This window comes from Cognatiluteimonas telluris, from assembly GCF_011320095.1.
GTDB lineage: Bacteria > Pseudomonadota > Gammaproteobacteria > Xanthomonadales > Xanthomonadaceae > Cognatiluteimonas > Cognatiluteimonas telluris.
This window is the reverse complement of record NZ_JAANOY010000090.1, coordinates 1-1,205: the sequence shown is the minus strand read 5'-3', so window position 1 is coordinate 1,205 and position 1,205 is coordinate 1. Positions and strand designations below refer to the sequence as shown.

Here is a 1,205-nt window from a genome sequence, read left to right as displayed (position 1 = left end):
ACCTCAGGTTGCAGGCGAATGGTGGTGACACTCATGGGCGGGCCTCCGGTGGGGATGAATGCACTGTATTACATTGCATTCACTACAGCAACAGAAGCCCGAGCAGCACCTAACACCTGAATTAAGCCGAGCCGCGAAGCGGCTTCGGCTTGAATGAATTGTTAGATGCCAACATCAGAGATGTACAGCCGCTTGATATTCCCATCTTGCAAATGCGCCTTGGCTCGGACTGGTAAGGGCTCACCGGCTGCCATGGCTAAGGTGTACGGACTGTTAAGCTGCTTCAACAACGGGTCCGTAATGATCGCGTTTATGCGGCGATCCTCTGGTTCTGTTGTGATGCGGGCTTTGCAGGTGCCGCGCTCTAGATCAAGTTCTGTGATTAGGACAACCCAGTCCTGCAGGTCGGTGATCTCATCACTCAACGGGAGAAGCAGCGCCGCTTTGTCCGTTTCGTCGTAGGTGTCAGATCGCTGCGGAGCAATAATTGTAAGAGTGCGGCATGAAACGCCGACTGGCGCAAATGCTTGCCGAAGGGATGGCCGAAGATCTACAACCATTCTCTCCATGATCCCAAGCAATCTATTCGTTTGGGCAGCGTTCTGGCCTGCCAATTCTTTCAGTGTTTCGAGCAGCTGTGAGCTGAGATCGGGAGCGGATGTGTCCTTCTTTGTCGCTCTGTGTAAAAGCCATGCAATTAGGCCCGTTAGAGCCGCTGGGAAGGCGCCAGACAACATCTGCTGTTGGCGAATGAACTCAAAAACGACGTCGATGGAAAAGCAGTTTGCCCGAGATTCTTTGGCGAGAACTTTGAGTTCGTGCGATCGGAAGTAGCGACTATATTCCTGTGTCGCTACAAGATTTCCCACGGTACCCGCGACGCGAGCGATCCCCTGCAATGACTCGCCGAGTGTAAAAAGATCAATTTCATGTTCCTCAGCATCGAGGCCGTCGAAGCGGATTGTGATCTTGTACTCGATTGTCATGCCGCTGCCCCCATTGGCATCTAACACCTGAATTAAGCCGACATGCGTAGTGGAAGCAAACGCAGCTAAGCTTTATCTAGCTGCGTTTGCTTGAACGAAGCATGTTCGGCTTGAATGAATTGTTAGAGCGCGTCACGGACTGCCGCTCTTACCAAAGTGCGGATTCTCGATGATCCCGAACCGATTGCCGAAGGGATCGATGACGGCGCCGACCTTAAT

At 52.6% G+C, this 1,205-nt stretch carries 1 protein-coding gene; it reads right to left on the bottom strand.

The features are described 5' to 3' along the window. Positions 1-161: 161 nt before the first annotated feature. On the bottom strand, positions 162-986 hold the full coding sequence (locus G7B67_RS13105; protein WP_166213140.1) for a DUF7946 domain-containing protein: 825 nt from the start codon (positions 984-986) through the stop codon (positions 162-164). Positions 987-1,205: the final 219 nt, after the last annotated feature.

Coding starts and splice junctions, on each gene's coding strand:
- G7B67_RS13105 (WP_166213140.1), bottom strand. CDS start 986: ATGACAATCGAGTACAAGATCACAATCCGCTTCGACGGCCTCGATGCT.